This is a genomic window from Pseudooceanicola algae (assembly GCF_003590145.2).
Taxonomy (GTDB): Bacteria; Pseudomonadota; Alphaproteobacteria; order Rhodobacterales; family Rhodobacteraceae; genus Pseudooceanicola; species Pseudooceanicola algae.
Genome location: NZ_CP060436.1, coordinates 3,075,033 through 3,095,096, shown reverse-complemented (window position 1 = coordinate 3,095,096; position 20,064 = coordinate 3,075,033). Strand labels below are relative to the sequence as shown.

The following is a 20,064-nucleotide window of genomic DNA, read 5'->3' as shown; positions in this document are numbered from 1 at the left end:
TAGACTTGGACGCGTCCTGATCCGGCATGAGACAAGCTCTTGTCGAAGGAGGACGGGTGACATGGGGCCATTCCGGGGAAAGATCCGCATGATACGACCCGACCGCACAAGAGCGGGGCCAGGTGCCGAGGTCGGCGCGGGAGGCAACTCCGCGCCCTTGGGGCCGGATACGCTTCTGGCCCGCATCGGCGCCATCCGGCACGCGATCGAGGCGCGCGACCGCGCCAAGCGTCAGGCCGTGACCCGCCTTGTCGGCGAAACCGCGAACAGGAACAGCCGCGGCGAGATCCCGGTCATTCCCCGCTTTGCCGGGGGCGTCGATCGTCTGGAACTGTCCTATCCCGCCGGCGACCCGCTGCCGGTGATCGAAATCCGGGCCGACCCCGGAGCCAACCTGACCCGCATCTTTGCCGATGGCCATTGCGTCGTGGTGCTGGCCGGGGCGGATGCGCTGGAACAGACCGACATCCGCCTGACCCGCGACATCGAGGCCCGGCGCGGCCGCCAGGCCTGACACCGGACCGGATGAAGCAGCGGACGCAGCCCGTTGCACCCGTGCCCGAGATCGCCCCGACCCGGGCCAGACCCTCCCGGACCCGCAAAACAAGAGATTTCCCTTTCCAAGCGCGGGCGAATCCCCTATCAGCGCGCAATCTTCCGGTGCGGCCCTGCCGTGGCCGGGGATGACTCCATGGACCTTGCTGGACGACATCCCGGCTTGCGCCCTCACCCTCAACAGACAGGAGACCCCGATGTCGATCACCGTCGAAGACAAACAGCGCCTCATGAAGGAATACGCAACCAAGGAAGGCGACACCGGTTCGCCCGAAGTCCAAGTTGCCATTCTCAGCTCGCGTATCGCCACGCTGACCGAGCACTTCAAGACCCACAAGAAAGACAACCACGGCCGTCGCGGCCTGCTGATGATGGTTGCACAGCGTCGTAAGCTGCTGGACTACCTCAAAGGCAAGGACGAGGCCCGGTACACGGACCTGATCAAACGCCTCGGCCTGCGCCGCTAAGCGCTGCCGGACGAACGTTCGCGAAGGGGTCGCCATTGGGCGGCCCCTTTTGCATGTGGCGGGTCTGCACTTCGTGACTTGCGGGCGCCGGCCGATGCCTCGCCCTGTACCTTTTGGAAGACCCTGAACAAGGACACCGCGCCGGTCCTTCCGGCCCCACATCTGGCGACCTCCGTTTGCGCCCACCGGCCCGCCTCCACAGCGTGAAGACCCTTTCCACGCAGGCCTTTTTCCTGTATGGCCCGGCCATCTGAGACGTAGCGCGAGGACCCCCGCGCTGTGAAGCAAAGGATAATGGGGTCGGCGGCAATGGGGCCGCCAGGAAAACGGGAGACCCGGGAAGGCCCGGGAGTGCTCCCCGATAGGATTTACCGATGTTCAACGTGACAACGAAATCGATGCAGTGGGGCGAAGAGACGCTTACGCTGGAAACGGGCAAGGTTGCCCGCCAGGCCGACGGTTCGGTCATCGCCACTCTGGGCGAGACTTCCGTCATGGCCAACGTAACGTTTGCCAAGAAGCAGAAAGAAGGCCAGGACTTCTTCCCGCTGACCGTCCACTACCAGGAAAAATACTACGCCGCGGGCAAGATTCCCGGCGGTTTCTTCAAGCGTGAGGCCCGCCCCACCGAGAAGGAAACCCTGACTGCGCGCCTGATCGACCGTCCGATCCGCCCGCTGTTCGCCTCGGGCTTCAAGAACGAAGTCCTCGTCATGTGCACCGTGCTCAGCCACGATCTGGAAAACGACCCCGATGTCGTCGCCATGATCGCCGCCTCCGCTGCGCTGACCATTTCCGGCGCGCCCTTCATGGGCCCGATCGCCGGTTGCCGCGTCGGTTTCTCGGGCGGCGAATATGTGCTGAACCCGTCGGTCGACGACATGCACAACCTGCGCAACAACCCCGAGCAGCGTCTCGACCTGATCGTGGCCGGCACCAAAGATGCCGTGATGATGGTCGAATCGGAAGCCTACGAGCTGACCGAAGAAGAAATGCTCGGCGCCGTGACCTTCGCCCATGAGCAGATCCAGCCGGTTCTGGACCTGATCATTGACCTGGCCGAAGAGACCGCGAAAGAGCCATTTGCCTTCTCGCCCCCGGATTACTCGGATCTGTTCGCAGCCGTGAAAGCCGCTGGCGAAGACAAGATGCGCGCCGCCTACGCCATCACCGACAAGCAGGAACGGACCACTGCCGTTGCCGCCGTCAAGGACGACATCAAGGCCGCCCTGACCGAAGAGCAGCTGGCTGATGCCAACCTCGGTTCCGCGCTGAAGAAGCTGGAATCCGGCGTTCTGCGTGGCGATGTCGTGAAGAACGGCAAGCGGATCGACGGCCGTGCCACCAACCAGGTGCGCCCGATCGTTGCGGAAACCGGCATCCTGCCGCGGACCCATGGGTCGTCCCTGTTCACCCGTGGCGAAACCCAGGGCCTGGTCGTGACCACGCTGGGAACCGGCGATGACGAACAGTTCATCGACGCGCTGCACGGCAACTTCAAGTCGAACTTCCTGCTGCACTACAACTTCCCCCCCTACTCGGTCGGTGAAGTCGGTCGCGTCAGCGGTCCGGGTCGTCGTGAAATCGGCCACGGCAAGCTGGCATGGCGCGCCCTGCAGGCTGTCCTGCCCGCCGCCACCGATTTCCCCTACACGATCCGCATCGTGTCGGAGATCACCGAATCCAACGGCTCGTCCTCGATGGCGTCGGTCTGCGGTGGTTCGCTGTCGATGATGGATGCAGGCGTCCCGCTGAAGTCCGCCGTTGCCGGTGTGGCCATGGGCCTGGTGCTGGAAGACGATGGCGACTACGCGATCCTGACCGACATCCTCGGTGACGAAGACCACCTGGGCGACATGGACTTCAAGGTTGCCGGGACTTCCGAAGGCATCACCTCGCTGCAGATGGACATCAAGGTCCAGGGCATCACGCCCGAGATCATGAAAACTGCCCTGGCCCAGGCCAAGGAAGGCCGGATGCACATCCTGGGCGAGATGAACAAGGCGCTTTCGGGTGCCGCGGAATTCTCGGCACATGCCCCGCGCATCGAAACCATGCAGATCCCCACCGACAAGATCCGTGAAGTGATCGGCTCGGGCGGCAAGGTCATCCGCGAGATCGTGGAAACCTCCGGCGCCAAGGTCGACATCAACGACGACGGCATCATCAAGATCGCCTCGTCCGACGGTGAAGCCATCCAGCGCGCCTACGACATGATCTATTCGATCGTGGCCGAGCCGGAAGAAGGCAAGATCTACAAGGGCAAGGTCGTGAAGATCGTCGACTTCGGCGTCTTCGTGAACTTCTTCGGCAAGCGTGACGGCCTCGTGCACGTTTCGCAAATCGAGAACCGCCGCCTGAACCACCCGTCCGACGTTCTGAAAGAAGGTCAGGAAGTCTGGGTCAAGCTGGTCGGCTTCGATGACCGTGGCAAGGTCCGCCTGTCGATGAAGATGGTCGATCAGCAAACCGGCGAAGAATCCGCGAAGGAAGAAGCGGCAGAAGAGTAATCTTCTGACCTCTTCCGAGATTTCGAAGGGCCCTGGCGGAAATGCCGGGGCCCTTTTCCTTTGCCCCCTCTCCTGATCGCAACCGGCGGGTCGGGGCGCCCGGAGGCCCCCGGCCTCCGCAGCGGCGTGGCCGCTCGATGCGGGCGCGGCGCTGACCGGCGAGGGGATGCCAAGGGGCGTCAAAACTCTGGACCGGCTGAACAATCCCGCCTAAGCAGGCGGCATGGTGCAATCTTACGTCATCCATCTGGACGCCAGCACGGCGCGCGAACCACTGGTCAAGGCGCTGGCCCGTGGCCTGCCGGATCTGCACGTGGTCCCCGCCGTCAACGGCCGCGCCATGAGCCACGAAGCCGTGGCCGAAATCGCCGGCACAGCGCTTTTGAAACCGCGCTATCCCTTCCCGCTGATGCCCTCGGAAATTGGCTGTTTCCTGTCCCATCGCGCCGCCTGGGAACGGATTGTCGGATCGCGGGACCCCTTCGGAATCGTGGCCGAGGATGACGTGGTGCTGGGCAAGGACTTCGCGACGGCGCTGGCCCTGGCGCTGGAGCATGCGAGCGAAGACAGCCTGATCCGCTTTCCCATGTCGCCGCGCGAGACCCCGGCCAAGGTCGTGGCAGAAGCAGGCGGCCACCGCCTGTTCCGCCCAGAGGTGATCGGGCTGACGGCCGCGCTTTATCTGTTGGGACGGGGTGCCGCCGAACGCCTGCTTGAGGCGTCGGAACGCTTTGACCGACCCGTGGACACCTGGCTTCAGATGCGGTGGGAAACCGGCGTGGACAGTCTGACGATCTGGCCTGCGGATATTTCCAGCGGGGCGGCGACCACCGGCGGCTCGACCATCCAGCGCAAGAAAACCCCGCTGTCGGAGATCACCCGCAGCTGGAAACGATCCCGCTATCGCCGCGCCATCGCGAAGAAATCCGGCACCTCATGATCTACACCCGCTTTCACGGCCGCACCGGGAACCAGATGTTCCAATACGCCCTGGGCCGCGCCCTGGCCAAGCGGCTTTGCGTCGGGCTGGTCGTCGATGACCGGCTGGCCGTCGCGCGGGGCGAGAAAAGCCTGAACCGCATCTTCAACCTGCATACGGTCGCCCCGCACCAGATGCCGCCCTCGCAACAGGACCGCCGGTTGGCCTATCTGCTGTGGCGCTATGGCGGAACGAAACCGAAGTATCTGCGCGAAAAGGGCCTTGGCTTTGACCCCGCCGTGCTGGAAGCCCCGGACGAAACCTACCTGCACGGCTATTGGCAAAGTGCGAAATACTTCGCCGGTGCCGAAGACGAGATCCGCCGCGATTTCGCCTTTCCCGCGCCGCAGGGCCGCAATGCCGATCTGGCCGAACAGATCGCCAGCGGGCCGTCGGTGTCCCTGCATCTGCGTCGCGGAGATTACGTCAGCAATGCCAGCCACGTGATCTGCGGTCAGCCCTACTACGATGCCGCGCTGGCCGCGCTTCTGCCGCAACTGCCCCATGACCCGGTGATCTATGTCTTTTCCGACGACCCCGATTGGGCGCGCGACAATCTGCGCCTGCCCGGCCAGCCGGTGATTGTGGATCACAACGGCGCCGAAGCCGATTTCGAGGATCTGCGACTGATGTCCCTGTGCCAGCACAACATCATCGCCAATTCGTCGTTTTCCTGGTGGGGTGCCTGGCTGAATGCCAATCCTAGCAAGAAGGTCATGGCCCCGGCGCAATGGTTCGGCAAGGCCGAGCTGAGCAACCCCGACATCTTGCCGCCCGACTGGTACAAGATCACCTCATGACGTCAGAAGTTCGCGATAGACCTGCCAGAAATTGTCCCGCTCGACACTGATGGCGACCGCAGGTCCGGGGAATTCACCCGTCAGCGCCTCCTGCAAGGTCTGCGCCTCGTGCAGCGAGACCGAATAACAATAAAAGACCCACCCGTCGGTTTCGGCCAGGACAGCGGCCAGCAGCGCGCGACCTTCCGGTGCGCCGAGCGCCAGTAGCCGGGTCTGAAAGGGCCCCGGATCAGGGCCATTGGGCCGGGCCAGACGGATACGCAGCAGGACCCCGAAATCGAACCGCTTGTCCCAGGTTTCCAGCGCGCGGTTGACAGTTAGGCGCAGGCCCGAGGGCCCCGGAACCTGCAGATCCTGCCAATCCTCGGGCGGCGCAAACGGCGCCTTGCGCCCGAAGATGAATCCCAGCATGCCTGCTTACCAAACCGCAAAACCCACGGCGGGCGCGCCGGAGAACCCCGCGCGCCCGCTGCAAAAGTGGTTCAAAGCGGCGATTTTGCCAGCCGCAGATAGGGCAGCTTCTTGTCGAGCTTGCCGTATTTCTCTTCTGCGGCGGCATCGTCCAGCGACAGGGCGACGATCACGTCCTGGCCAACCTGCCAGTTGGCCGGGGTCGCGATCGGCGTCTGGAAGGTGGCCTGCAGACCGTCGAGCGCCCGCAGCACCTCGGCAAAGTTGCGCCCGACCGACATCGGATAGGTCATCGTCAGCTGCAGCTTCTTGTCCGGCGAAATGATGAAGACAGAGCGCACGGTCGCCGAATGCGCCGGGGTGCGGCCATCGGGCATATAGGCATCGGCGGGCAGCATATCGAACTGCTTGGACACAGCCAGGTCGCTGTCGGCGATGATCGGGAACCCTGCGGCCACGCCGGCAAAGCTTTCGATATCGCCTTTCCACTTCTCATGCTCGGCCACGCCGTCGACGGAGATGCCGATCACCTTGGTGCCGCGCTTTTCCCATTCCGGCGCCAGCTGCGCCACGGCCCCGAATTCGGTGGTGCAGACCGGGGTGAAATCCTTGGGGTGCGAAAACAGGATCGCCCAGCTGTCGCCTATCCAATCGTGGAAAGAGATCTCTCCCTTGTCGGTCTGGGCGGTGAAATCGGGCACGGTATCGTTGATACGCAGAGACATGTCGTCCTCCGGTTTTGACGTTGCGTTGCGGTTAACCTAAGCGCGGTCGCGCGCCATTGCACCCCCCTTGCCATCGGAACCTTTGCCCGCCCCGGGGGCGCCCAGTCGCCACGCGCCCGGTCAGGGATTGCGCCGGTCGCCGGGCGGTGACAAACTGCCTGCCGAGCCATTGAAATTGCCGCCTGCAATGCGGATTTCACAAGGCAAGGCTCCGGGGAAATTCCCGGACAAGTCAGGAGATTTCCATGATCGAGAAACGCCAGTTCTATATAAACGGCGCCTGGGTGAACCCGGCGCAGACCCGCGATCACAACGTGATCGACCCCTCGACCGAGGAACCCTGCGCGGTGATTTCCCTCGGGGGACAGGCGGATGTCGATGCCGCCGTCGCCGCCGCCCGCGCCGCCTTTCCCGCCTGGATGAAGCGCGACCCCGCCGAGCGGATCGCCATCGTCGAACGCTTCCTCGACCTTTATGCCGAGCGCCGCGAAGATGTGGCCAAGGCCGTGTCGATGGAAATGGGCGCGCCGATCGATTTCGCGCGCAACAACCAATGGGGTGCGGGCACCTGGCACACCGAGAATTTCCTGAAAGCGGCCAAGGAATTCCAGTTCGTCCGCCCGCTTGGCGACCATGCGCCCGACGACCGGATCGTCCATGAAGGCTTCGGCGTCTGCGCCATGATCACACCCTGGAACTGGCCGCTGAACCAGATCACGCTCAAGGTCATTGCCGGGCTGATCGCCGGTTGCACGATGATCCTGAAACCGTCCGAGGAAAGCCCGCTGAACGCACTGGTCTTTGCCGAACTGATGGATGCCGCCGGCGTGCCCGCCGGTGTCTTCAACCTGGTGAACGGCAATGGCGCAGGCGTCGGCTCGGCGCTGACATCCCATGCGGATGTGGACATGGTCAGCTTCACCGGCTCGACCCGCGCCGGCATTGCGATTTCGCAAAGCGCCGCCGCCACCCTGAAGAAAGTTCACCTGGAACTGGGCGGCAAGGGCGCGAATGTGATCTTTGCCGATGCCGACGACAAGGCCGTCGAGCGCGGCGTGCTGCACATGATGAACAACACCGGCCAAAGCTGCAACGCGCCGTCCCGGATGCTGGTCCAGCGCGAGATATATGATGCTGCCGTCGAAGAGGCCGCCGCCGTGGCGAATGCCGTCAAGATCGGCTCGGCCCATGACGAGGGCAAGCATATCGGCCCGGTGGTCAATGCCGCGCAGTTCGACAAGATCCAGGGGCTGATCCAGAAGGGCATCGACGAAGGCGCGCGCCTTGTCGCAGGCGGCACCGGCCGCCCCGAAGGCTTCAACCGGGGCTATTTCGTCCGTCCCACCGTCTTTGCCGATGCCAACAACCAGATGACCATCGCGCGCGAGGAAATCTTTGGCCCGGTCCTGACGATCATGCCCTTCGACACCGAAGAAGAGGCCATCGAGATCGCCAATGACACGCCCTATGGTCTGACCAACTATGTCCAGAGCGCCGATGGTGCGCGGCGCAACCGCATGGCCCTGGCCCTGCGGTCGGGCATGGTCGAGATGAACGGCCAGCCACGCGGCGCCGGTGCCCCCTTCGGCGGCATGAAGGCATCGGGCATCGGACGCGAAGGCGGCGTCTGGGGGCTGGAAGACTTCATGGAAGTAAAATCGGTTTCGGGCTGGGCCAAGGAGCCCGCCTGATCCGTTTCGCGATCTGAACGAAGACGGGGGAGGCTGGGCGCCTCCCCCTTTTCGTTTTGGATAGAAATCCTACACACGATTGATAAATCGTATTTATTCGCCCCCCGCGTGCCGAAATCGCGTCGAATATGAGCGCCTAAAAGCGCTGTCACACCAGATCTTCAGGCTAAAACTTAATTTGACGACGCAAGTTTGTAGGGACTCCTTCAGGCAAAACGGCAACTACGTTCCAGCACCTCGATTTCATACCCATCGGGATCCTTGACGAAGAAGAACCGCCCGATCAACTCACCTGCAGGCGCAAAGGACACCATATCGCGCGGCGCCAGACCTTCGGCGACAAAGCGGGCATGTTCGGCCTCGAGATCCGCGACAGAAACCGCGAGGTGACCGTAGCCATTGCCAAGGTCATATGGCGCGGTCTCGCCCTTGTTCACGGTCAGTTCCAGTTCGAAGTCGCTTTCGGCGTTGGACAGGTAGATCAGCGAGAAGCTCTCGAAATCCAGCCGGTCCGCAATCTTCAGCCCGAAGGCGCGGCTGTAGAAATCAAGCGATGCGGCTTCGTCGCGGACGCGAAGCATGGAATGGATCATGCGAGCCATGGGAAGTTCCTTTGCAACAGGGGTGGCCGGGGCGGCCTTGCGTCATTTCTAGGGGCTGAACGGCCGGGGTGAAAGGCATTCGCTTGCCCCGGCAATCCCGACTTTGCTAGACAGGCCCAAAGCGGGCAGGATCGGAACGACAGTGGCAGAAGCAAAGTTCATTCCCGTGACGGTCCTGAAGCGGGATCCGTTTTCCGAGACGATCACCGGCCATCTGTCCGACGCCCCCGACCGCAAGCTGGCGCTGCGCAAACTGGACGACCTGCCCATGTGGTCGCGCCCCATTGCACGTTTCCTGGCCCGACGAGAGGTGCGCGGGCTGCGTGCCGTCAACGGGATCACCGGCTGCCCCGAGCTGATACGCTATGACCGCGTCGGCATTCTGCGCGATTGGTCCGAAGGCACGCCCCTGCAACTGGCCCGCCCTTCGGAAGCGGCCTTTTACCATGATGCCAAGCGGTTGCTGCGCGAAATGCGGCGACGCGGCGTGACCCATAACGACATCGCCAAACCGCAGAACTGGCTGATGCGTCCGGACGGTGGCGCGGCGGTGATCGATTTCCAGCTCGCCTCGGTCCATCGCCGGCAGGGACGAATGTTCCGCATCATGGCGCGCGAGGACCTGCGCCACCTGCTGAAGCAGAAACGCTCCTTCGCGCCCGACCTGCTGACACCCGCCGAACTGGCCATGCTGGACCAGAAGGCCCTGCCCAGCCGGATCTGGATGGCAACAGGCAAGCGTCTTTACAATTTCATTACCCGGCGGTTGTTCGACTGGTCCGATGGAGAAGGGACCGAGGACCGCCATGAAACCGACGGTGCCGAGATCGCCCGCCTGCTGCAGACCGATCCGCGCGTCAGCGATCATGCCCTGGCCAGCTTTGCCTTGCCGGGCAAGGGCGTCGGGCTCTACACATTTGCTGAAACAAATATATCGCAGGATGATCTGCGCGCCCTGATCCCCGAAACCCTCTCGGAAAGGGTGCAGCCGGTCGCCCGGATGCCGCGTCATGCGGACGGCAGCCCGCGCACGGATCTTCTGGCCCTGATCGCCGCCAATCGCCTGGATGAGCTTGAACTGGCCTGTGATCGCGACCCCGACCTAGGCCCGATGCTCGCGCCGCTGATCGCGGGGCGGCAGAATCTGACCGACCGGATCCTGCGCCGCTAGAAGGGCGCCTTGGCCCGGAACTTGATCCCCTGTCCGCCATCGGGATGCAGCAGGCGCAGTTCTTCGGAATGCAGCATCAGGCGGGGATGGTGTAAGGCTTCGCCGGTTGCATAAAAGGGATCGCCCAGGATCGGATGGCCAAGCGCCAGCATATGCACCCGCAGTTGATGCGACCGCCCGGTGCGCGGGAACAGCCGCAGCCGGCTTTCGGTATCCGAGGATTTGACGACCTTCCATTCCGTCTGCGCCGGCCGGCCATTGTCGTGGTCGATCATCTGGCGCGGCCGGTTCGGCCAGTCGACGCCGATGGGCAGGTCGACAAGGCCCGTCTTCGGCTCTACCCGGCCAGACACACGGGCGACATAGGTCTTTTTCGTGCGCCTGTGTTCGAATTGCAGCCCAAGGTGGCGCTGCGCATGGGGCGTCAGCGCAAAGACCATGACGCCCGAGGTATCGCGATCCAGCCGATGCACCAGCAGCGCCATGGGAAAGGCCGCCTGAATGCGCGACAGCAGACAATCGGCCAGATGCTCTCCGCGCCCCGGCACGGACAGCAGACCAGAGGGCTTGTCGACAATCAGGATCTCGTGATCCTCGTGCAGGACGGCAAGCGGCGTATCGGGTGGCGCATAGGTATCGGACATGCGCACGGTCTAAGCGCAGAAGGCTGCAAGGTCCATCCGCTGCCTTTGGTCAGAGCCGCCCGAAAACCGCATCGAGGATGGCTGAGAGCTCATCCGCATCCGCCTGGGTGAAGGCGTCCGCGCGATCACTGTCGATATCGAGCACCGCGATGACATCCCCCGCCCCGTTGCGCACCGGGATCACCAGTTCGGAGCGGGTCGTGCTGGCGCAGGCGATATGGCCCGGATAGGCATCGACATCCGCGACCAGCTGGGTCCGGCCGGTGCGCGCCGCCGCCCCGCAGACACCGCGCGAGAACGGGATCACAAGACAGCCATGCCCGCCCTGATAGGGGCCGATCTTCAGCACCTCGGGTTCCGTCACGCGATAGAAACCGGTCCAGTCGAAACGCGCATCCGCGTGGTGGATTTCGCAGGTCAGCGTCGCCATCAGCGCGACCGCGTCGGTCTCTCCTTCGGTCAGGGAGGCAATGCGGGCGGCAAGGCCGCGGTAGTCAAGTCCGGTCTCGGGGCTGGCCAGCGGCATGGGATCTCCTGAAGGAAGGGGCGGGTGCTCATGGATTGGTAAGGATTGGCCAATAGCCTGTCCAGTATCGACGCGAAACCGGGAGATGCGGCAATGAACCTGACGACGGTAGTGCAGGACGGCGTGACGCTGGTCACGGTGAACGCCATGCGCATAGATGCGGCGGTGGCGATCCGGTTCAAGGATCTGATGCGCGAGATCACGCGCGATTGCGATGGACGCGTCGTGCTGGATCTGGCGCAGGTCGACTTCATCGATTCCAGTGGGCTTGGCGCGATCGTCGCCGCCATGAAGCAGTTGGAAGACGGCGCGCGGCTGGAACTAGCGACCTTGCGTCCCAATGTGGACAAGGTGTTCCGCCTGACCCGGATGGACACCGTCTTTCCGATCCATGACGGTGTCGCCGCCGCCGTGGTGCCCCATGCATAGCGACGGCCGGCCGGCCGCTTCCGGAATGGCCTCGCCAGGGATTGCCTCCGGAAAACAGGAACGACCGGACACCGGTAGCCCGCCCTGCGCCGAAGGCTGCCCCCCGGACAAAACTAGCCCGGGGGAAGAGACCGATCCCGAAAGCGGTGCGGTCAAGAATCAGCCAGGTGCGATCCGCCTGACATTCCCGAGCAACCCGATGTCGGTCCGCAATGGCCTGAAGGCGGTGCTGACCTCCCTGCAGCCTTATGACATGGACGCAGAGGAACTGGGCACGATCGAACTTGTCCTCGCCGAGGCCCTGAACAATATCGGCGAACATGCCTACGAAGGAGAGGACCGGGGTCTGATCCACCTCGAATGTCTCTGGTCACCGGGTGGGCTGCACGTGCAAATTCAGGATCAGGGCCGCGAGATGCCAGACGGTCATGCCCCTATCGGCACACGTGTCCCGCTTCCAGATGAACTGGCCGCCCTGCCCGAAGGCGGGTTCGGCTGGTTCCTGATCCGCGACCTGTCCCGGGATGTCTCCTACCGCCGCGAAGCCGGCGTCAATACCCTGTCCTTTCGCATCCGGATCAAGATGCCCGAAGGACGGTGAAGATCGGCCCGGTCCGCTCTTGACCTTGGCCCTTCGCCTCCCCTCCGTATCGCCAAAGCACCCGAAGGATCGGCCACCTTATGCCCTTCACCGGGGACAAGGTCGCTATGCCCTTGACCTTGCTCCCGGCTCCGCGCAGCTTCACCTCAAGTAATGGGGGTCGACGATGCGTAAATTCACTGTTCCGGGACGATCCACCATCTGGGCTGACAGCGGGATCTGCGCCACGTCGCACCCGATTGCCGCGCAGGCGGCCGTTGATATCCTGAAAAACGGCGGCAACGCCATGGATGCGGCGATTGCCGGCGCGGTCGCGCTTGGCGTTTGCGAACCGGCGATGTGCGGTTTGGGCGGCGACTGCTTTGCCCTGGTGAAACCCGCCGGATCGAACGAGGTGCTGGGCTTCAACGGCTCGGGTCAGGCGCCTGCCACCGCCGACCCGCAGGCGCTGCGCGACCGCGGCCTGCGCCAGATCCCAGCGACCGACGCACAGGCGGTGACCCTGCCCGGCGCGGTCGACGCCTTCGACAGGATGTCGGCGCTCTGGGGCAAGCTGGGCCTCGCCGATTCCCTTGCCCCGGCAATCCGGTATTTCGAAAAAGGCGTTCCCGTGCATGAACGCGCCGCCCATGACTGGGCCGAAAACCATGCAGGCCTGACCGGCGCCGCACGGCGGCATTTCCTGCCTTGGGGCCATCCCCCCGCGCCCGGCGCCCGTTTTGCCCTGCCCGGGCAGGCCGAAGTCCTGCGCCGTATCGCCCGCGACGGCGCCTCGGCCTTTTACCAGGGCGAGGTCGCCGAAGACATGATCGCCGCACTTGCCGCAAAGGGTGGCGGCCACACCGCCAAGGACTTCGCATCCGTCGCCGGTGAACAGACGCACCCGATCTCGGGCGAATACCATGGTGCAAAGCTGTTCGAACATCCGCCAAACGGGCAAGGCGCCATCGCGATCCTGATGCTGAACATTCTGGCTCGTTTCGACCTTGCGCATCTCGATCCCTTCGGCGCCACCCGCACCCATATCGAAGCCGAAGCCGCCAAGCTGGCCTATGCCGCCCGCGATACCTTCATCGCCGATCCGACCCACAGCGACGCCACCGACCGGCTGACCGACCCCGGCTTTGCCGCCGAACTCGCCGCCCGGATCGACCCGGAACGGGCCTCTGACCTGGTGTCACGCCCTGAAGGTCAGCCGCACAAGGACACGATCTATATCACCGTGGTGGATCGCGACCGCATGGCGGTTTCGCTGATCTATTCGATCTTCAGTGCTTTCGGGTCGACCACCGCCAGCGACAAGTTCGGGGTGATGCTGCACAATCGTGGCTGCGGCTTTGCCCTGACCGAAGGCCATGCAAACGAGTTGGGCGCGGGCAAGCGCCCCATGCACACGATCATCCCGGGCATGCTGGCCGAAGACGGCGTGCCCAACCTGCCCTTCGGCGTCATGGGTGGCCAGTATCAGGCCAATGGCCATGCCCGTTTCGTCACCAACCTGCGTGATTTCGGCATGTCCCCCCAGGCTGCCATCGACGGCCCGCGCGCCTTTGCCGAGGGCGGCATCCTGACGTTGGAAAGCAGTCACAGCCCTGAAACCGCAACCCGATTGGCCGAAATGGGTCATAAGGTCACCGTCAGCGACGCCCCCATCGGTGGCGCGCAGGCGATTCGAATCCATGCCTCGGGGGTTCTCGAAGCGGGGTCCGATCCGCGCAAGGACGGCTGCGCGATCGGCTACTGACGGCGTCGCGGCATCACGCCCGCGCCTCTAGTTCAGCTGAAAGTGAAGCTGGTAGGCCCCGTCTTCGAAGGGGCCGAACAAATCCGGAATGTCGGGGTGATCCACGGGTTCCCCCGACAGGTCCTCGATCAGGTTTTGTTCCGAAACATAAGCCACATAGTAGCTTTGGTCGTTCTCGGCCAGAAGGTGATAGAAGGGCTGCTCGCGCGCAGGCCGACTGTCTTCGGGAATGGAATCATACCATTCCTCGGTATTGCTGAATTCCGGATCGACATCGAAGATCACACCCCTGAAGGGGTGCTTCTTGTGGCGCACGATCTGGCCCAGATGATATTTTGCTCTTGTTGTCAGCATCGCTTGCAGCTCATGGAGCCCACTACTAACGTCAAATCCCGGACATTGTCCAACCGATAACCGAATTCGGAGTTACCGCACGTGGGCCTTGTCCTGACCGTACTCGAGATCGTCGCGCCGGTCTTCATCCTCGCGGCCATCGGCTTTGCCTGGGTGCGTCTGGGCTATGAATTCAACATGAATTTCGTCACCCGGCTGACCATGAGCCTGTCGGTGCCCTGCCTGATTTTCATGGCTCTGATCGGCACCGAACTTGACCCCGCAGCGGTCAGCGCCCTGTCCCTTGCCGCTGTCGTTTCCTATGGTGCCCTCGCCCTGGTGACGGCCGGAGTGCTGCTGGCGCTCGGCCTGTCGATGCGCACCTATCTCGCCCCGCTGATCTTTGGCAATACCGGCAATCTGGGCCTGCCCGTGGCGCTGTTCGCCTTCGGCGAAACCGGGCTTGGCTATGCGGTTGTCGTCTTTGCCGTCATGGCAATCTGGAGCTTTACCTTCGGTATCTGGATCGTGGCGGGCGGCGGATCGGTTATCAAGGCGCTGAAGGAACCGCTTCTCTGGGGCACTGTCCTTGGCGGGATCTTCCTGTGGCAGGGCTGGCAGGTGCCTGTTTTCCTGGGAAATACCCTGTCTCTGCTCGGCCAGATCTCGATCCCTGTCATGCTGCTGACCCTGGGCGTCGCCGTGGCGCGCCTGACCCCCAGTTCGGTCCTGAAGGCACTTGGGCTGTCGTTGCTGAAACTGGTGCTCTGCGTCGGCATCGCCTGGGAAGCCGGGCGCCTTTTCGGCCTCAGCGGCGAAGCTTTCACGATCCTGGTAATCCAGCTTTCCACGCCCGTCGCGGTCACCTCTTTCCTGCTGGCCGAGAAATACGGCGCGGATGCGGATTCCGTCGCCGGCCTGGTGGTCGTGTCGACCCTGGTCTCGGTCCCCGCGCTGCCGATCCTGCTGGCTCTGCTGCTCTAGGCCCGCTTCGCGCGGCTCAGTTCACAATCCCGGTCATCGCCGGATTGACTGTTTCGCTCCTGCCTTCTTTCGTGTAAAATTTGGCAAAAAACAGAGCAGATAATAAAAATTGAGAGGCAGATGGGCAGAAAGATTTTCGCGCTTCTGTTCGTGTTACTGGCCGCATCCTGCGGCGGGCGTGACACGACAGCCCCGCGCAACCTGAATGACGCCTGTGCGATCCTGGACCAGAGACCGCATTACGCGCGCGCCTTCAAGCGAACCGAGCGCCGCTGGGGCGTGCCCATCAACGTACAGATGGCGATCATGTACCAGGAGAGCAAGTTCATCGGGAACGCCAAGACCCCGCATAAATATGCACTTGGGATCATTCCCATGGGACGGGTCAGTTCGGCCTACGGCTATAGTCAGGCGCTGGACGGGACCTGGCAGGAATACCAGGATGCCACCCGCAGTCGTCGTGCCAAGCGCAACGACATCGACGACGCGGCGGATTTCATCGGCTGGTATCTGACCGGAACGACCAAGCAATTGGGCATCCCGCTCACCGATGCCCGCCGTCAATACCTCGCCTATCACGAAGGTCGGGCCGGCTATTCCCGCGGATCACACAACGGAAAGTCCTGGTTGCTGAATGTCTCTTCCAGCGTCGGAAGCCGCTCGATCCTTTACGGCAAGCAGTTGGCCTACTGCGACTAAGCCGCTCGCATGGCGGCCCCAAAGGGCCGCCATGCACCGCCCCGATCAGCGACCATTGTCTTCGTCGAAGGCGCCCACCATACGGAACATGCTGTCGCCCAGGGAAACCCCGGTCTGCATGTGGCCAAGCGCGACCGTGGTCACGCTGCCACCGCTGTCATGCACGACCCATTGGCGCAGCTCCACCGGATCACCCGTCAGCACCAGTTCGATGAACCCGTAATCGGGATGCTCCGGGTCCTGCGCCCGCACCACCGTGGCCGGCCCTTCCTCGCGGTGATCCGTCACCATGTTGGCGCGCCCCAGATCCACCGTGTTCGACAGGATCAGGCTCAGCGGTGTGCGGTCCAGTGGATAGGTATTCGGCCCGCCGTTGCTCTTGGGATCATAGACCGCGACCGCCCCCGCACTGGCCAGCACCAGCGCCTCTTCGGGGGGATCATATTCGAACCGCATCCGTCCCGGTCGCTTGATGAAAAGCGTGCCGGTCGACACCGTGCCATCGCCATTGATCTGGGTGAAATCCGCTTCGGCAGTCTTCCAGCCATTGAAATAGGCCGAGATCTGCGACAGCGGAATGGGGTCCGCCATGGCCGGAACGGCCAGGGCAAGGACGGCGGCGGCGGGCGCCAGAAGGCGGGTCAGGGTATTCATGACCAAGATGTAATCCTCGGATTGCGTGGCTTCCAGTACCCAACGCTCACGAAGCAATCACAGGTCCGACGCCGCAGCGGAAAGACGCTGCTCCCTGTCATCTGGCTTGAAATACTCTGGGGGAGGCGCCGCAGGCGGCGGGGGCCAGGCCCCCTGCCGTCCTTACTGCTCGGGCACCAGCACTTCGCGCTTGCCGACATGGTTGGCCGAAGACACGACGCCCTCGTCCTCCATCTGCTCGACCAGCCTGGCGGCCTTGTTGTACCCGATCGCCAGCTTGCGCTGGATATAAGAGGTCGAGCATTTGCGATCCTTGATCACGATCCCCACCGCCTGGTCGTACAGCGCGTCTTCGCCGTTGGTATTGCCACCAAGGCCAAGCACGGCGTCGATGTCGTCGGCCTTGTCGTCCTCCGGCCCGTCGACCACGCCACCGATGTATTCCGGCGGACCGTAGCCCTTGAGGTGGTTGACGATCTCCTCGACCTCTTCGTCCGACACGAAGGGCCCGTGGCACCGGGTGATCCGCGCGCCACCGGCCATGTAGAGCATGTCGCCCATGCCCAGAAGCTGCTCGGCGCCCATTTCGCCCAGGATGGTGCGGCTGTCGATCTTCGACGTGACCTGGAAGGAAATCCGGGTCGGGAAGTTCGCCTTGATCGTCCCGGTGATGACGTCGACGGACGGCCGCTGGGTCGCCATGATCAGGTGGATACCAGAGGCCCGCGCCATCTGCGCCAGGCGCTGGATGCAGGCCTCGATCTCTTTGCCCGCGACCATCATCAGGTCGGCCATCTCGTCGACGATGACGACGATATAGGGCATCTTCTCGGGCTGGATCTCTTCCGTCTCGAACACCGGATCGCCGGTCTCGTCATCAAAGCCGGTCTGAACGGTGCGCGAGAACGTCTCGTTCTTGGCCAGCGCATCCGCCACCCGGCCGTTGTAGCCGTCGATGTTGCGCACGCCCATCTTGGACATCTTGCGATAGCGCTCTTCCATCTCGGCCACGACCCATTTCAGCGCCACGACGGCCTTCTTGGGATCGGTGACAACCGGGCTCAGCAGGTGGGGGATACCATCATAGACGCTCAGTTCCAGCATCTTCGGGTCGATCATGATCAGCCGGCATTCTTCCGGCGTCAGCCGGTAGAGCAGCGACAGGATCATGGTGTTGATCGCCACCGACTTGCCCGACCCGGTCGTCCCCGCGATCAGCAGGTGGGGCATCTTGGCAAGGTTGGCGACCATGCTTTCGCCGCCGATGTCCTTGCCGAGCGCCAGTGGCAGCTTCATGTGGCTGTCGCCGAAGTCCTTGGCCGCGAGGATCTCGCGCAGGACAACCATCTCGCGGTTGTCGTTGGGCAGTTCGATCCCGATGACCGACCGACCCGGGACGGTGGAAACCCGCGCCGAAAGGGCCGACATCGACCGCGCGATGTCGTCGGCAAGGCCGATCACCCGGCTGGCCTTCAGGCCCGGTGCCGGTTCCAGTTCATACATGGTGACGACAGGACCGGGGCGGACCGAGACGATCTCTCCCTTCACGCCGTAGTCGTCCAGAACGCTTTCCAGCATGCGCGCGTTTTCTTCCAGTGCGTCATCGGACAGGTGGTGGCGTGTGATGCTTTCGGGATTGCGCAGCAGACTCAGCGGCGGCAGGGCGTATTTCGCCTCTTCCGGGACAAAGCCGAAACCCGGCTGGGCCTCCTTGCGAGCCTGCTCAGACTGCTGCGGCGCCCGGGGGGCGGTATGCTGCACGACCTTCTTCGGCTCTGCCGAGGGCAGTCGAGGCGCGGGTGTGCGCGGCAGCGGGTCGTCGGTTTCCGCCGGAGGCTCCCCGGCGTCATCCGGCCGTTCGAAATCCGTCTTGTCAAAGGCCGAGGCCCCGTCAAATGCGGTCTCGTCGAACGGCTCCTCTGCCGTCAGGGGATAGGCTTCGGGGACATAGGTTTCGCCCTGCGGAACAGGGGGCGTGGGTCCGATATCCCCGACATCCATGGCCCACTCGGGATCGGTCGGATAGATGCTGTCCGGGCCCTCGCGCCAGGGCGGGGCCTCGGGGGCCTCGGACAGCTCGGGCGCGTCCATATCGGGATAGGCCGAGGTTTCGAAGGACACCGGCGCACCGCCAAGCGGTGCGGCACCAGTCGGCGCGGCCCCCACAGGGCGATAGCTGGTCGGCGGGGCGCTGACCGGGGGTTCCGGCGGCAGACCGGTTTGCTCGGACGCCATCAGGGGTGGTTCGCTGCGGGTCTTGGGATCAAAGACCAGCGGTTTCGGCCCACGCGGATGGCGTTGGGGCGCTGCCGGGCGGGTCTTGCGGATCACCGCGGTGCGCTGACGGCTGGAGCGAACCGCGTTCTCGATCTTGCTGCGGATGCGCTCATCCCCGGGCAGATCGCCATCGTCGGCCGGCAGGTAGGTGACCGGATCGTTGGGGATCAGTTCGCTTTGCGGCATCTCGGGTTCGGCGCGGCGGATCAGGCGGCCAAGCAGCCCGCGCGGCTCGGGGCGCGGGGGCTCCTCGGCGGGCGCGTAAAGCTCCTGAAGCGGCTCTGCCTCGGAGTGGTATTCCTGCTCGACCTCTTCGTAGACATCATAGGGGTAATCGTCGGGATCGCCCTGCCAGCTTGGGTCCTGCGGGTCATGCAGGGTCGGCTGCCAGGCCTGTCCGTTGTCTTCGTGCCGGGACCAGTCCTGCGACCACTCGGGCGCGGGCTGATTGGCCCACCCCTGGGACACCGGCGGTTCCTCCTGCCAGACCTGATCGTCGCCCCAGTCGCCCATGTCATGACGCCGCGCAAGGCGCGCTTCGCGGCGGTTGCGGTTGCCTTCGGCGGCGCGTGCGGCGGCACCGGAGGTCATACGCCAGGTGCCAGCGGCACCGCGACCCAGCAAGCGCAACAGGAACATGTAGCCCAGCACCAGCCCGATCAGCAGCAGGCGGAAGCCCTGATGGAATTCGCGCAGGGTAAAACCCATGACGAACAGACCCAGCACGGCAGACCCGATTCCCATGATCAGCGCCAGCAATCGGATCGCGGCGTCGATCGGCATCGGCAGCAGACCCAGCAGTGCTCCGAGCGCGGTATCCCCGAACAGCCCGCCCAGACCGAAGGCATGGGGCCAACCCGCCGCCGTGTTCAGCGTACCGGCATAGACCGAGACAAGGATGACGAAGACCGGCGCAAAAACCAACCGCCCGACCGGCGGCAGATCCGGCACATGCAGCGTGAAGCGCAGCCCCCAGACCACCGAAAGCAGCGCAATGGCCCAGCCCCCTGCCCCGACGATCATCACCACCGGAGCCGCGACACCCGCGCCGAAACGGCCCAGCCAGTTCTGCACCGGGGCATCGCTGGCGGACATCATCGAAGGATCATCGGGGGCGTAACTGAACAGAATAGCCGCCAGCCCCAGCCCGCAGATCAGCAGGCCAAGCCCCATAAGCTCTTTCCCGCGCTTGCGCAGCGTATCCTGCATGGATCTGTCGAACAGCGGATCGCGTCCCTTGGTCTGGTAAGCCATGTCGCTTG

The 20,064-nt window shown here is 63.8% G+C and carries 20 protein-coding genes; 12 read left to right on the top strand and 8 right to left on the bottom strand.

What is annotated here, in order from left to right:
• The first annotated feature begins 88 nt into the window (after positions 1-88).
• From PSAL_RS14455 to PSAL_RS14435, 5 genes are all read left to right on the top strand, one after another.
• Entirely contained in the window at positions 89-514 is a 426-nt protein-coding gene (locus PSAL_RS14455) for a hypothetical protein (protein ID WP_147407630.1), read from the top strand.
• A gap of 238 nt (positions 515-752) precedes the next feature.
• Entirely contained in the window at positions 753-1,022 is a 270-nt protein-coding gene (rpsO, locus tag PSAL_RS14450) for a 30S ribosomal protein S15 (protein ID WP_119839277.1), read from the top strand.
• Between the two features lie 374 nt (positions 1,023-1,396).
• The gene (gene pnp, locus PSAL_RS14445) at positions 1,397-3,532 is read left to right on the top strand and encodes a polyribonucleotide nucleotidyltransferase (RefSeq protein WP_119839276.1); all 2,136 of its coding nucleotides are present in this window, start codon (positions 1,397-1,399) and stop codon (positions 3,530-3,532) included.
• Positions 3,533-3,755: 223 nt separating this feature from the next.
• Positions 3,756-4,472, top strand: coding sequence for a glycosyltransferase family 25 protein (locus PSAL_RS14440; protein ID WP_119839275.1), 717 nt, complete (start codon positions 3,756-3,758; stop codon positions 4,470-4,472).
• Positions 4,469-5,311: an alpha-1,2-fucosyltransferase gene (locus PSAL_RS14435; RefSeq protein ID WP_119839274.1), complete on the top strand. Its 843-nt coding sequence runs from the start codon at positions 4,469-4,471 to the stop codon at positions 5,309-5,311. Before PSAL_RS14440 ends, PSAL_RS14435 begins: the two co-directional genes overlap by 4 nt.
• On the opposite strand, the gene PSAL_RS14430 is transcribed toward PSAL_RS14435, so the two are convergent.
• Together PSAL_RS14430 and PSAL_RS14425 are read right to left on the bottom strand one after the other, a co-directional pair.
• Positions 5,306-5,722: a hypothetical protein gene (locus PSAL_RS14430; RefSeq protein ID WP_119839273.1), complete on the bottom strand. Its 417-nt coding sequence runs from the start codon at positions 5,720-5,722 to the stop codon at positions 5,306-5,308. The genes PSAL_RS14435 and PSAL_RS14430 overlap by 6 nt on opposite strands.
• A 71-nt stretch (positions 5,723-5,793) precedes the next feature.
• Entirely contained in the window at positions 5,794-6,447 is a 654-nt protein-coding gene (locus PSAL_RS14425; protein ID WP_119839272.1) for a peroxiredoxin, read from the bottom strand.
• Positions 6,448-6,692: 245 nt separating this feature from the next.
• Here PSAL_RS14425 and PSAL_RS14420 point away from each other — a divergent pair, with 245 nt between their 5' ends.
• Complete coding sequence (locus PSAL_RS14420; protein WP_119839271.1) at positions 6,693-8,138, top strand: aldehyde dehydrogenase family protein; 1,446 nt, start codon at positions 6,693-6,695, stop codon at positions 8,136-8,138.
• A 206-nt stretch (positions 8,139-8,344) separates the two neighbouring features.
• Here PSAL_RS14420 and PSAL_RS14415 read toward each other — a convergent pair whose 3' ends face one another.
• Positions 8,345-8,740, bottom strand: a complete 396-nt coding sequence (locus PSAL_RS14415; RefSeq protein ID WP_119839270.1) for a VOC family protein — start codon at positions 8,738-8,740, stop codon at positions 8,345-8,347.
• Positions 8,741-8,882: 142 nt separating this feature from the next.
• On the opposite strand from PSAL_RS14415, the gene PSAL_RS14410 reads away from it, so the two are divergent.
• Positions 8,883-9,911, top strand: a complete 1,029-nt coding sequence (locus PSAL_RS14410) for a serine/threonine protein kinase (protein ID WP_119839269.1) — start codon at positions 8,883-8,885, stop codon at positions 9,909-9,911.
• Here PSAL_RS14410 and PSAL_RS14405 read toward each other — a convergent pair.
• Together PSAL_RS14405 and PSAL_RS14400 are read right to left on the bottom strand one after the other, a co-directional pair.
• The gene (locus tag PSAL_RS14405) at positions 9,908-10,555 is read right to left on the bottom strand and encodes a pseudouridine synthase (RefSeq protein WP_119839268.1); all 648 of its coding nucleotides are present in this window, start codon (positions 10,553-10,555) and stop codon (positions 9,908-9,910) included. The two genes, PSAL_RS14410 and PSAL_RS14405, sit on opposite strands and share 4 nt — an antisense overlap.
• A 49-nt stretch (positions 10,556-10,604) precedes the next feature.
• Positions 10,605-11,081: a GAF domain-containing protein gene (locus PSAL_RS14400; RefSeq protein WP_119839267.1), complete on the bottom strand. Its 477-nt coding sequence runs from the start codon at positions 11,079-11,081 to the stop codon at positions 10,605-10,607.
• 93 nt (positions 11,082-11,174) lie between these two features.
• Between PSAL_RS14400 and PSAL_RS14395 the strand changes: the two genes are divergently transcribed.
• From PSAL_RS14395 to ggt, 3 genes are all read left to right on the top strand, one after another.
• Positions 11,175-11,510: an STAS domain-containing protein gene (locus tag PSAL_RS14395; RefSeq protein WP_119839266.1), complete on the top strand. Its 336-nt coding sequence runs from the start codon at positions 11,175-11,177 to the stop codon at positions 11,508-11,510.
• Positions 11,473-12,111: an ATP-binding protein gene (locus PSAL_RS14390; RefSeq protein WP_119839265.1), complete on the top strand. Its 639-nt coding sequence runs from the start codon at positions 11,473-11,475 to the stop codon at positions 12,109-12,111. The genes PSAL_RS14395 and PSAL_RS14390 overlap by 38 nt, the downstream gene beginning before the upstream one ends.
• Positions 12,112-12,277: 166 nt before the next feature.
• The gene (gene ggt, locus PSAL_RS14385) at positions 12,278-13,855 is read left to right on the top strand and encodes a gamma-glutamyltransferase (protein ID WP_119839264.1); all 1,578 of its coding nucleotides are present in this window, start codon (positions 12,278-12,280) and stop codon (positions 13,853-13,855) included.
• Positions 13,856-13,882: 27 nt separating this feature from the next.
• On the opposite strand, the gene hspQ is transcribed toward ggt, so the two are convergent.
• On the bottom strand, positions 13,883-14,209 hold the full coding sequence (gene hspQ, locus PSAL_RS14380) for a heat shock protein HspQ (RefSeq protein WP_119839263.1): 327 nt from the start codon (positions 14,207-14,209) through the stop codon (positions 13,883-13,885).
• Positions 14,210-14,290: 81 nt separating this feature from the next.
• Here hspQ and PSAL_RS14375 point away from each other — a divergent pair, with 81 nt between their 5' ends.
• Both PSAL_RS14375 and PSAL_RS14370 read left to right on the top strand, forming a co-directional pair.
• A complete protein-coding gene (locus PSAL_RS14375; RefSeq protein ID WP_119839262.1) occupies positions 14,291-15,172 on the top strand; it encodes an AEC family transporter in 882 nt (293 codons plus the stop codon).
• A 120-nt stretch (positions 15,173-15,292) separates the two neighbouring features.
• Positions 15,293-15,871 carry a transglycosylase SLT domain-containing protein gene (locus tag PSAL_RS14370; RefSeq protein ID WP_119839261.1) on the top strand — a complete coding sequence of 193 codons (579 nt, stop codon included), beginning with the start codon at positions 15,293-15,295 and terminating at the stop codon, positions 15,869-15,871.
• 45 nt (positions 15,872-15,916) lie between these two features.
• Here the strand turns inward: PSAL_RS14370 and PSAL_RS14365 are convergent, their stop codons facing one another.
• Both PSAL_RS14365 and PSAL_RS14360 read right to left on the bottom strand, forming a co-directional pair.
• The gene (locus PSAL_RS14365) at positions 15,917-16,525 is read right to left on the bottom strand and encodes a LolA family protein (protein WP_119839260.1); all 609 of its coding nucleotides are present in this window, start codon (positions 16,523-16,525) and stop codon (positions 15,917-15,919) included.
• Between the two features lie 162 nt (positions 16,526-16,687).
• Entirely contained in the window at positions 16,688-20,056 is a 3,369-nt protein-coding gene (locus tag PSAL_RS14360; protein ID WP_119839259.1) for a DNA translocase FtsK, read from the bottom strand.
• Positions 20,057-20,064 lie beyond the last annotated feature (8 nt).

Excerpts from the sequence above, each read along its gene's own strand:
- PSAL_RS14435 (WP_119839274.1), top strand. The coding sequence starts at position 4,469 with ATGATCTACACCCGCTTTCACGGCCGCACCGGGAACCAGATGTTCCAA.
- PSAL_RS14440 (WP_119839275.1), top strand. The coding sequence starts at position 3,756 with ATGGTGCAATCTTACGTCATCCATCTGGACGCCAGCACGGCGCGCGAA.
- PSAL_RS14395 (WP_119839266.1), top strand. The coding sequence starts at position 11,175 with ATGAACCTGACGACGGTAGTGCAGGACGGCGTGACGCTGGTCACGGTG.
- PSAL_RS14360 (WP_119839259.1), bottom strand. The coding sequence starts at position 20,056 with ATGGCTTACCAGACCAAGGGACGCGATCCGCTGTTCGACAGATCCATG.
- PSAL_RS14430 (WP_119839273.1), bottom strand. The coding sequence starts at position 5,722 with ATGCTGGGATTCATCTTCGGGCGCAAGGCGCCGTTTGCGCCGCCCGAG.
- PSAL_RS14365 (WP_119839260.1), bottom strand. The coding sequence starts at position 16,525 with ATGAATACCCTGACCCGCCTTCTGGCGCCCGCCGCCGCCGTCCTTGCC.
- PSAL_RS14415 (WP_119839270.1), bottom strand. The coding sequence starts at position 8,740 with ATGGCTCGCATGATCCATTCCATGCTTCGCGTCCGCGACGAAGCCGCA.
- PSAL_RS14455 (WP_147407630.1), top strand. The coding sequence starts at position 89 with ATGATACGACCCGACCGCACAAGAGCGGGGCCAGGTGCCGAGGTCGGC.
- ggt (WP_119839264.1), top strand. The coding sequence starts at position 12,278 with ATGCGTAAATTCACTGTTCCGGGACGATCCACCATCTGGGCTGACAGC.
- PSAL_RS14425 (WP_119839272.1), bottom strand. The coding sequence starts at position 6,447 with ATGTCTCTGCGTATCAACGATACCGTGCCCGATTTCACCGCCCAGACC.
- PSAL_RS14405 (WP_119839268.1), bottom strand. The coding sequence starts at position 10,555 with ATGTCCGATACCTATGCGCCACCCGATACGCCGCTTGCCGTCCTGCAC.
- hspQ (WP_119839263.1), bottom strand. The coding sequence starts at position 14,209 with ATGCTGACAACAAGAGCAAAATATCATCTGGGCCAGATCGTGCGCCAC.
- PSAL_RS14370 (WP_119839261.1), top strand. The coding sequence starts at position 15,293 with ATGGGCAGAAAGATTTTCGCGCTTCTGTTCGTGTTACTGGCCGCATCC.
- pnp (WP_119839276.1), top strand. The coding sequence starts at position 1,397 with ATGTTCAACGTGACAACGAAATCGATGCAGTGGGGCGAAGAGACGCTT.
- rpsO (WP_119839277.1), top strand. The coding sequence starts at position 753 with ATGTCGATCACCGTCGAAGACAAACAGCGCCTCATGAAGGAATACGCA.
- PSAL_RS14420 (WP_119839271.1), top strand. The coding sequence starts at position 6,693 with ATGATCGAGAAACGCCAGTTCTATATAAACGGCGCCTGGGTGAACCCG.
- PSAL_RS14390 (WP_119839265.1), top strand. The coding sequence starts at position 11,473 with ATGACGGTGTCGCCGCCGCCGTGGTGCCCCATGCATAGCGACGGCCGG.
- PSAL_RS14400 (WP_119839267.1), bottom strand. The coding sequence starts at position 11,081 with ATGCCGCTGGCCAGCCCCGAGACCGGACTTGACTACCGCGGCCTTGCC.